This is a genomic window from Corynebacterium sp. LaCa117 (assembly GCF_046717765.1).
Classification (GTDB): Bacteria; Actinomycetota; Actinomycetes; order Mycobacteriales; family Mycobacteriaceae; genus Corynebacterium; species Corynebacterium kefirresidentii.
In genome coordinates this window covers 2,173,419-2,182,500 of record NZ_CP177102.1, presented here as the reverse complement: position 1 = coordinate 2,182,500, position 9,082 = coordinate 2,173,419, and the positions used below count along the sequence as shown (strand labels likewise).

General features: G+C 58.3%; 7 protein-coding genes. 2 read left to right on the top strand and 5 right to left on the bottom strand.

Features of this window, described 5'->3' with window-relative positions; all coding sequences use genetic code 11:
* The first annotated feature begins 85 nt into the window (after positions 1–85).
* Positions 86–814: an ABC transporter ATP-binding protein gene (locus ACLI1L_RS10635; protein WP_200288678.1), complete on the top strand. Its 729-nt coding sequence runs from the start codon at positions 86–88 to the stop codon at positions 812–814.
* Positions 815–3,358 (top strand): ABC transporter permease, encoded by a 2,544-nt coding sequence (locus ACLI1L_RS10630; protein ID WP_086588412.1) that lies wholly within the window; start codon positions 815–817, stop codon positions 3,356–3,358.
* A gap of 54 nt (positions 3,359–3,412) precedes the next feature.
* Here the strand turns inward: ACLI1L_RS10630 and ACLI1L_RS10625 are convergent, their stop codons facing one another.
* The 5 genes from ACLI1L_RS10625 to ACLI1L_RS10605 form a co-directional block, all read right to left on the bottom strand.
* Positions 3,413–5,740: a bifunctional lysylphosphatidylglycerol flippase/synthetase MprF gene (locus ACLI1L_RS10625; RefSeq protein WP_411707518.1), complete on the bottom strand. Its 2,328-nt coding sequence runs from the start codon at positions 5,738–5,740 to the stop codon at positions 3,413–3,415.
* Entirely contained in the window at positions 5,709–6,911 is a 1,203-nt protein-coding gene (locus ACLI1L_RS10620; RefSeq protein ID WP_411707517.1) for an alpha/beta hydrolase, read from the bottom strand. The genes ACLI1L_RS10625 and ACLI1L_RS10620 overlap by 32 nt, the downstream gene beginning before the upstream one ends.
* 61 nt (positions 6,912–6,972) lie before the next feature.
* On the bottom strand, positions 6,973–7,332 hold the full coding sequence (locus ACLI1L_RS10615; RefSeq protein WP_411707516.1) for a FluC/FEX family fluoride channel: 360 nt from the start codon (positions 7,330–7,332) through the stop codon (positions 6,973–6,975).
* Complete coding sequence (locus tag ACLI1L_RS10610; RefSeq protein ID WP_411707515.1) at positions 7,329–7,631, bottom strand: fluoride efflux transporter family protein; 303 nt, start codon at positions 7,629–7,631, stop codon at positions 7,329–7,331. The genes ACLI1L_RS10615 and ACLI1L_RS10610 overlap by 4 nt, the downstream gene beginning before the upstream one ends.
* A 10-nt stretch (positions 7,632–7,641) precedes the next feature.
* Entirely contained in the window at positions 7,642–9,063 is a 1,422-nt protein-coding gene (locus tag ACLI1L_RS10605; protein WP_411707514.1) for an alanine/glycine:cation symporter family protein, read from the bottom strand.
* Positions 9,064–9,082 lie beyond the last annotated feature (19 nt).

Sequence of the window (9,082 nt, the reverse complement as noted above, 5' to 3'; positions counted from 1 at the left end):
TTCCTCCTCTGGGATGATGCTTGCCGTCGTTCATGGTAGCTAAACTATAAGAGGTAATTTCCCATTTACAAGGAGAATTTGTCTCATGACTGATGCTGCGGCTCGCGCCGTTGACTTGTTCAAGCAATACGGAAGCGACGACACAGCCGTTGTGGCCCTGGATCATGTATCCATTGAATTCGGCAAGAACGAATTCACTGCGATCATGGGTCCATCGGGCTCCGGTAAGTCGACGCTAATGCACACGATGGCTGGTTTGGATTCCGCGACTTCCGGCTCGGCGTTTATCGGCGATACCGATATGTCGGCGCTCAACGACAAGGACATTACGGCGCTGCGCCGTGATCGGCTGGGCTTTATCTTCCAGTCCTTTAACCTTGTTCCTACGCTGACTGCCGCGGAAAACATCACGTTGCCGACCGACATTGCGGGTAAGGACGTCGATAAGCAGTGGTTCGAAGAGGTAACTCGCCGTCTAGGCTTGGCAGAGCGCTTGGAGCACCGACCGGCTGAGCTATCAGGCGGCCAGCAGCAGCGCGTGGCCTGTGCCCGCGCGCTGGTTTCCCGTCCGGAAATTATCTTCGGCGATGAGCCAACCGGCAACCTGGACTCCAATTCTTCGGCCGAGGTGCTCGATATTTTGCGCACGGCAGTGGACAAGGATGACCAAACCGTGGTCATCGTGACGCACGATGCGAAGGCAGCGTCGTACGCGGACCGAGTGGTTTTCCTTGCTGACGGCAAGCTTGTCAACGAGTTGCACAATCCGACGATGGAGGCCATTCACCAGGTAATGGCGGAGATTGAGGGCTAAATGGCACGCGGAAATGCAATGCGCAGGGTGTCCCTGCGCAATATCGTGGCGCATAAGTTGCGCCTTGGGCTGACAATTCTCGCGGTGGTCTTGGGCACGGCGTTTATTGCCGGCTCGTTTATGTTCACCAATTCGCTGAAGTCTACTTTTGACTCCGCCGTGGATAATGAATTTCGTGGCGTGGATGCGGTGGTGAGCCAGAAGGACGACAATGGCGCGAAGCTGGATGAAAAGCTTCGCCAGAAGTTGGCCGATGATGAAGATGTCAAGAACATCAATATTGCGGATTCGGAGACTGTCGTCGCAGCCAATGAGAACTCGGAGGCCTATCAGACTCAGGGCGGTACGGCTAGCGTTGTCCCGTTTTATCCAGAGGATAAGGTCGTTGGCGGTGCCGATAAGCTGAAGGAGGGCGAGGAGCCGAGCGGTAAGGACGAAGTCCTTGTCAATTCCTCCGCGGCGGATAAATACGGAATCTCCGTGGGACAAAAGCTCATTGTGGTTCACCCCGATGAGCAGGATACGGTTACCGTTTCTGGTATCTCGGAGCCCGCCGTCGACCAGGGCGATAGCATCGTGCTGAGCATGGCCGAGAAGGACTACCTGGAGCGCTACGGCGATCCGAGCCAGCTCAAGGTTTCTGCGGCCGAAGGCGTGGATGCGAACGCCTTGGTGGATCACCTAAATGACAAATATGACGTCAAGGCGGAGTCGGGCGAGCGCCTGGCGGAGGAAACCTCTGAGATGATGTCCTCCGCCTTGAAGTTCATTAACTATTTCCTCATTGCATTCGGCTTGATTGCGCTGCTGGTGGGCACGTTTATCATCGCTAATACCTTCTCCATGATTGTCGCCCAGCGCACCAAGGAATTCGCACTTCTGCGTGCGCTGGGTGCTTCCCGCCGCCAGATTACGAACTCGGTGGTAGTGGAATCTGCCATCGTGGGACTTCTGGGTTCTATTGTTGGCGTCGTTGCCGGTATGGGCTTGGTGGCCATCATTAAGGCAGTAATGAGCGCGAAAGGAATGCCGTTCGACGGTGGCTTGGGCCTGAGCGTTTCGGCCATCGTGGTCCCGATTATTTTGGGCACCATCGTGACGGTCGTATCCGCGTGGGCCCCGGCACGGCGCGCAGGTCGCGTGCAGCCGGTTGAAGCGATGCGCACCACCGAGTCTGCTTCTGCAACGTCCCTGAAGGTCCGCACGATTTTTGGTGCCATTATTTTGCTGGTTGGCATTGTTGCGGCGTTGGCAGGCGTGCTTTCCGACGGCGAGACGAACGTCCGCGCCGTCCTCGTCGGTGTGGGCGCGTTCGGGGTCATTGTCGGTTTCTTCTTGGCTGGCCCGGCCTTGTCGCTGCCTTTGGTACCGACAGTAGGCAAGGTAATCGGTGCGCCTTTCGGTGCTATCGGTTCTTTGGCGGCGACGAACTCTCGTCGCAATCCACGCCGCACGGCAGCTACTGCATTTGCCCTGACCCTAGGCGTGGCCTTGGTGACGGCTATTGGCATGCTTGGCGCGACGATGAAGTCCTCCGTGGCCGATACCGTGGAGCAGAACATCACCTCCGATTATCTCCTTTCTGGCCCTAGCTCCGGTGAATTCCCAACACCGAAGGACACAGGTAAGCGTGCGGCTGAGGCTGAGGGCGTAGATAAGGCCATCACCATCGGTATGGCTCCGGTGACCGTTGATGGTCAGGCATCGATGGATTATGGTCCGCAATTCCAGCAGACCATGACTGCGGATGGTGATCCATCGTCGATGATTGCTCTCGACATGGTCGAGGGCGATGCCAACTTGGATAAGGGATTCATTGCTACCGAAGACTTTGCCAAGGAACACGGCTGGAAGGTAGGAGAGACCTATAAGGTAGCTTCTGCGGAAAAGGACAAGAAGGCCGAGGCCAAATTGGTCGGCATCTTTAAGTCCACCGATGTGGTGCAGAATATGGTGCTCTCGCAGGAGGTAGCTGAAAAGGTTGCACCGGAGAAGTCCTTTACCGTCCAGATGGTGGGCGTCTTGGGCCAAGAAGGCTATGACAAGGAAGAACTGCGCCATAACCTGGAGGATGCGGTCAAGGATCTGGTTGTGGTTCAGGTCAATTCCGGTGAGGAGTATGCGGGCCAAGCTGCAGGCTTTATTGACCAGATGCTCTCCATCCTTTATGGTCTGCTCGCCCTTGCCGTCATTATTGCGGTGTTGGGCATTGTCAATACCTTGACCTTGGGCGTAATCGAGCGCCGCCAGGAGATCGGTATGTTGCGGGCTGTGGGCACACAACGCCGCCAGATCCGCACGATGATTACCCTGGAGTCCGTGCAGATCGCGCTCTTTGGCGCGGTGATGGGCATCCTCATTGGGCTCGGCTTGGGCTGGTCCTTCATCAAGATCCTCGGCGATGAGGGACTAGACTCTGCGCAGATTCCGTGGGCGATGGTGCTCATTATGCTTGTGGGCTCGGCCCTCGTCGGCATTATCGCGGCAGTATGGCCGTCGCACCGCGCGGCGAAGACGCCGCCATTGGAAGCAATCGCCGACTAGCTGCCTAGTCTAAGGCCTCCCCTCATCACACGTTGAGGGGAGGCCTTAATGCTTTTACGCGGCCATCCATGCCTTGACTGCCGATACCGCATCCTTGGTCTTCATATCGGGCAGGTAGGCGTGCATGGTGGCCAGCGCGATGGAAGGAAGCTTCAATTCATCGTGATAGCACAGGTACCACGGGTGCTCCTCGGGTTGAAATTTGCGCTTGCTGGCCGCGAGGGTGCGGAAGCCGTAGAGCGGTTCGACTTCTTCCCCAATGCGATTGAGGGCGACGTCGAGCCAGTTAGGCTCGTCAGGCTGTCCAGCCAATGGCGCACCGGACAAGGAGATCCAGGCAAGGCCTTCGGACTGGGCAATGAGCATAGCCTCTGAGATGAGGAGCTCAATTACTCCCTTAAAGCCGTGCTCGTTGCGGCGCATGACGTCGAGAACGTAGCCGGCAATAGCTCCGTTTTCGTATACCGGCATCCAACTGGTTACACCATGCAAAGTGCCATCGGCGGACTCAGCGAGCAAAAGCCGGGTGCCGGTCACCATCATTTCTTCTAAGCCGCCGAGGGTAAAGCCCATCTCGGGTAGGGCCTTGTCGGAAACCCAGTCCTCGCTGAGTGCGCTAATGCGGGCGGTAGAGGCAATATCTAGCTCCTCCCACGTGGTCCACCGAGTGCTAACACCTTCCTTCTCGGCTTTGTTTCGGGCCGTGCGCACATTTTGGAATTTCTTTCCTTTGAATTCCACGGATTCGCAGTTGAGGACTGCTTCTTCTGCAACTTGAAGGCGCTTGAGCTGCGGGTGAGCATCCGCGAACTGTGCGTTGACGGAGTACCACGCCACGGCCCAGCCTTGTTCGGAGGCAAAGCGCTCGAATTCGGCGCTGATATCGTGGCCGACGGGGGCGCCCAGCGTAAGCGCGATGCCATTGGAGACACGGTAGGCCACATAGGAGTCACCGTGGAAGAAGTACCGGTTGGATTTCCACAGCGTCATGAAGGAAAGATGATCGCCGGTGCCGGATTCGAGCAGGTGGCGGGCCGAGTCGCGGTCGGATTCTTGTGCAGGATCAACGGGCCGAGAAAAGCCAAGGTAGAGCCGGACTGCCAGCAGGATCCAGAAGGCGTTTCCAACCCATAGGTAGATGAACCAGGAAAACATCGTTGCCGGCGCGACGTGGTGGGGAAGGATAAGCGCAACAACGGCCGGAACGAAGCGCAAGGGAGTCTCTGCGAGGATGTCGGAAAGATTCGCTGGGGGAACGGTGTTGTGCAACGAGGCCGTAAGGATCCACAAGCCCGCGCCGAGGGTAGAGGCAAGGATAGCGAAGACAATAGTGCGGGTGAAAAATGCGCGGTTTTCGCGGATCCGGAAGAGCGAACGATTGATAATCAGCATGAACAGTGCCAAGAGCCAGGGAAGGATGACGAGCACGAGGTTGGGCAGGAGGTAGCTCAGGCGGGCATCGTCCCAAAGCTGGTAGGTCAGCAATGCGATGGCCAGTACTTGGGTGATAACCGCCATCCACCAAGCGAGCACGCGGCCCCGCATGAGACCAAAACACACCACCAGCTGGATGATAAACGGCATGATATTGGCTACCAAGGCGCCGATGCCTTGGGCACGGGCGAGATCGACTGCGGCGGTACAGCTGGTAGAAGTTAGCGAATCTGCGCAGACTTGAGTGGCCTCCAGAGCCGAAAGGTGTGGTGCCCACAGGAGCTGTGTGATTTGGGAGAACGGACCTTCGGCCATGGGGTCGAGTGCCACGAAGGCGGGGCCAATGGCTACGCAGGCGATACCGACGGCGAGGAGCACGCGACGCTCCCTGATGGAAGGCGGCGCGGATTCGGGCTTAAAGAGCAATTGGCCAGCCGTAATAGAAAGCATGGCGGCGACGATGCCGAGAACATCTGACATGGTGCCGGAATAGAGCACAAAAGTGGCGGTAAGCACGATAAGCGAAACGCGCAGTCGGCGACGCCAGAGGCGGGGGAGTAAAGCCGAAGCAAAACCAGCGGCACCGGCGATAAAGCCGATAGGGGTGAGGAAGGTATCGCTCAATAAGTCATTGCCCCATCGATTTAGGCCTACGGTCTCAATGCCGCGGGCGAGCACGATGGACAGCGGGACGCTGATGAGCTGGGAGACAACTCCTACCGCCAATGTGCGCAAGGAACCTAAGCGCCATTCAGCGGGAACGAGCCAGAGCACGATGAGCACGGACAAGATGATGGCGCCGCCGGGATGCGCGGTAGTCAGCGCCAGCCAGTGGGAGGTGGGGAAGTCCACTAGGTGAAGCGCCCACATAATGACTAAGACGGCTAGGGAAACGGGAAAGCTGGTCAGGATGGTTTTAAGAACGGACATCGTGGGCTCCAATTCCATCGAAGGGATCCTTGATAGCGGTCATTCCACCGCGGCTAGCGGCCCAAGCGAAAGATTCGCGCAGGGCTGGGCGCCACACCTGAAAGGAGTGGCCGCCGGGTCGGGTGCCAAAGTAGGTTTTCATGCCGGCAGCGCGGGCGGCATCGGAAAGCGAGCGCAAAGCATTGACCGAAGCAGTGTCCTTATCGCCAGCGATGAAGATGGCCTGGGTAGAGAAGTGCTTGTGGGCGAGCAGGTGGGCGGGGTCTTGGTCATTGAAGGCGGATTCGTCCCCGGCGAAGAATTTCTTCACCGTCGCCGCGTGGTTGCCAATGGTGGGCTCAGCATCGCCGGAAATGTCGATGATGGAACCATAGGCTTCGGGGCGGTTGGTGGCGATCTGTAGGGAGCAGGTGCCGCCGTAGCTTAATCCGCCCACCGTCCAGGTGCGCTGATCCGGGTTAACTTTGAATTTTTGTTTAATGGCCTGTGGTACGTCCTGGCTGAGGTAGGTCATTACCTTAGCCTGGGAGCTATCGGCGCAAATGGGGTTGGCGGTTTCAGAGCCGGTGGCGTCCACGGCTATGACGATGGGGCTGCGGCCCCCGTTAGCCGCCTGGAATTGGTCTGCAGTTTCGGCCGCCTCGCCCGAACCGAACCACTGATCTGGGCCGCCCGGGTTGCCGTGCAGGAGCACGATGACAGGCAAGGTGTGGTCCGTCCAGTATGCCGGCGGAATATACGCCGTGGCTTGCCGAGCGGCGAAATGGGAGGTGGTGCCGGGAAGATCCACATGGACGATGGCTGCACCAGACTTGGTGTGGGAAAACTCTTCGTAGCTCATTTCCTTTGCCACAGGGCGCGGGTCAAGGGACGCAATATCTGGATAGGTTTGGTATTCCATGTTGACGATGCCGACCGTGGCCAAAAGGGAAAAGATTCCGACGGTGACCGTGACAATCTTAGGTTTGCGTACCAGCGCCGCCACGGGGACGAAGGCGGCGAGGAAGATGTACCACGGTACTTGCCAGTGACGGAGTAGGAACCAAGCAATAATGCACAGCAAGGCGGCGATGACCAGTGGCCACACCTTGCGTTGGAGGAGAATGATGATGGCCGCAATCGCGAGGATGGCGTAAAAGATCACGCCATTGATGGGATCCGCCAAAGGCAGATTCAAAAGGAAACTCACGCGAAAAATATTAGGCTCGAGCGGACCAAAAGTAACTGCTAGTTGGCTGGGAGTTTGCCGCTTAAATCCCGTGATAAATGCGGGCCGCCCAGATGGTGCCGCGCCAGGCTAAAACGATGCCGAGCCCGATGGTCCAGAAGAGATACTTGCTCAGCCGCCACCATTGTTTGCGTTTGATCATTTCTCCTAGTTCCTTGGCCAGCGTGGACCAGGTGGACAGGCCACCTGCAAGGCCGAGGGCGAGGAAGGAGTGGATGAGGGGGGCGTCGGCAAGCTGGGCGAAACCATAAGCCAGGCCGAGGGTGAGGGAACCCAAAATATTCGCCACGAAGGTGCAGTAGGGGGCGGGTAAAAGCCGGGTAAAACCATAGCGGAGGCTGCCGCCTATGAAGCCGCCGAGAAGGACGCAAAGAAGATTCATCGCAGCTTGTCACCCGCCAGGTAGCCGCCCACGCAGCCAACGATGGTGGCTAGGACATAGGCTAGGGCGGTGGACCACTGCGCCTCGGAGGTGAGGAAAGCGAAGGTAGCGAAGCTAGTGAAACCGCCCAGCACGCCCGTGCCCCAGAATGGGCTGGGGCGGAAGTAGCCCATGAGCGCGCTGCCAAGGATATTGATGATGAGCAGCGGGATCATGCCGCCGCCGAGTGCTACGGAAAGCAAGTATCTGGCAGCCGCACCGAGCGCGGCGCCAGCACCCACGACGAGGAATTGAGGCATGCGGCCTATGTTACTTCCAGTCCATTCCCTGGGACTCTACGAACGCGCGCACCTCATCTACCGGTTTGTTGAGCTTGGGATCAAAGGCTAGGTACGCCTTAGTCTCGCGGGCTACTAGGCCGGAAAGGAGAAGCAGCCCAATGAGGTTCGGAATGGCGATGAGGCCATTGGCCAGGTCGGAGAAGGTCCAGGCAAGCTCGAGCTCTGAGACGGAACCGACAAAAAGCAGGCAGGCAAAGAACATGCGGTAGGGGATGGAGGCCTTGCGGCCGCACAGGGATTCCAAGGAACGCTCGCCATAATAAGCCCAGGCCATGATGGTGGAAAAGGCGAAGAAAATAATGGAGAGCGAAACGATGGTGCCGCCCCAGTCTCCGGGCAGTACACGAGAGAAGGCCTCAGCTGTCATGATTCCGGCTTCGTCTCGGCCCATGTCCCAGGTGCCGCCGACCACGATGACCAAGCCGGTGATGGTGACCACAATGATGGTGTCAATGAAGGTCTGCGTCATGGAGACTAGCCCCTGGCGCGCCGGGTGCGGGGTTTTGGCGGCCGCCGCGGCGATGGCGGCGGAGCCCATGCCGGACTCATTAGAGAAGATGCCGCGGGCGACGCCGTATTGAATAGCCATCATGAAGGTAGAACCCACGAAGCCGCCGCCGGCGGCCGTGCCGGTGAAGGCATCGCTGAAAATCATGGCAAAGGCGGCGGGGAGCTCTGCGGCATGGGAGAAAATCACGTACAGCCCGCCAAGAACATAAACGATGATCATTAAAGGCACGAAAGCCGCGGTGATGCGGCCGATGGCCTGGATGCCACCAAGGAGAACGGAGCCTACCAAGACAAAAAGGATGGCACCGGTGGCCGCCGGGGCGATGCCGAAGGTCGATTCCATATTGGTGGCCACGGCATTGGCTTGCGCAAGGTTGCCGATGCCAAAAGAGGCGCAGATTGCGAAGATGGCAAAGAAGACAGCTAGCACGGTTCCAAGAGGGCCGGGGATGCCGCGCTTGAGATATTGCTGCGGGCCGCCGGACATCTCGCCCTTGGAGTCGGTGGTGCGAAAGCGCACACCCAGGTATGCCTCGGTGTATTTGGATGCCATGCCCACTAGGCCCGTAATCCAGATCCATACCAGCGCGCCGGGGCCACCAATAGACAGCGCGGTGGCCACGCCCACGATATTTCCCACGCCTACGGTCGCGGCAAGGGCGGTGGTCAGCGCCTGATAATTGGAAATATCTCCTTCGGTGGACTCATCATCAGAGTCTGTGGCAAAGACGTGGCGCGTCGCACGCCCTAGCGTCCGGAACTGGAGGCCACCCAAACGGATTGTCAGCCACAGGCCCGTGCCCAACAGGAGTGGAATGAGGATGAATGGTCCCCATACCACGGTGCTGATGGCGGAGAGAATGGAATTAAGCGAGTCCATTCTGCAAATCTAGCGAACT

What these genes read in the sequence shown, in the direction of transcription:
- ACLI1L_RS10630 (WP_086588412.1), top strand. Translation starts at nt 815, where the DNA reads ATGGCACGCGGAAATGCAATGCGCAGGGTGTCCCTGCGCAATATCGTG.
- ACLI1L_RS10615 (WP_411707516.1), bottom strand. Translation starts at nt 7,332, where the DNA reads ATGAATCTTCTTTGCGTCCTTCTCGGCGGCTTCATAGGCGGCAGCCTC.
- ACLI1L_RS10605 (WP_411707514.1), bottom strand. Translation starts at nt 9,063, where the DNA reads ATGGACTCGCTTAATTCCATTCTCTCCGCCATCAGCACCGTGGTATGG.
- ACLI1L_RS10635 (WP_200288678.1), top strand. Translation starts at nt 86, where the DNA reads ATGACTGATGCTGCGGCTCGCGCCGTTGACTTGTTCAAGCAATACGGA.
- ACLI1L_RS10625 (WP_411707518.1), bottom strand. Translation starts at nt 5,740, where the DNA reads ATGGAATTGGAGCCCACGATGTCCGTTCTTAAAACCATCCTGACCAGC.
- ACLI1L_RS10610 (WP_411707515.1), bottom strand. Translation starts at nt 7,631, where the DNA reads ATGCCTCAATTCCTCGTCGTGGGTGCTGGCGCCGCGCTCGGTGCGGCT.